General features: G+C 58.3%; 1 protein-coding gene and 1 pseudogene. Both read left to right on the top strand.

Translation table 11 applies throughout. The features are described from left to right. A partial coding sequence (locus tag QQJ84_RS19345; RefSeq protein WP_456304820.1) for a hypothetical protein occupies positions 1-342 on the top strand: 342 nt, incomplete at its 5' end. 66 nt (positions 343-408) lie between these two features. After that, positions 409-537: pseudogene (locus QQJ84_RS19350) on the top strand (tyrosine-type recombinase/integrase); the annotation flags it as partial.

Here is a 537-nt window from a genome sequence, read left to right on the forward strand (position 1 = left end):
TCGGCTTGCTTTGCATTATTCAGTGCCGAACCTCTGCGGGTCAATCAACCAACGGAGGACCAGCCGATGCCCGCTAGCCGTCACGAACTAATTACCGCATTCAATTCCTCGCTTCTCAGTCAGCGATACAGCCCAGTCGTGGCGATGAACTACTGCACCTACGCATCTGGGTTTCTGGATTATCTGGGGCAGCGCGCCATCTTGATCGCGGACGTGATCGACGTGCAGGTAGAGCAATACCTGCGGCACGCGATCGAATGTTTGAACAGGAGCGTGGTCGGCGTCCCAGCGCGCGTTGGCACGAGGTCCCTCGCTCCTGAATTCATGCCCTGTTGCGATTAACTCACGGTCATTGGCCACCAGCAATTCAAGCACGTAGCGCCACACGCCTTCCGGCACGCCACCGCCGTGCACCTCATCTCGGCCGGCGTCGACGTTACAGTCATCCGAAGCTGGCTCGGTCATGTCAGCCTCGACACGACCAACCACTATGCCAGGGCCAATCTGGAAACGAAACGGAAGGCCCTGGAAAAGGTC

This window comes from Acidocella aquatica (assembly GCF_030160635.1).
Taxonomy (GTDB): domain Bacteria; phylum Pseudomonadota; class Alphaproteobacteria; order Acetobacterales; family Acetobacteraceae; genus Acidocella; species Acidocella aquatica.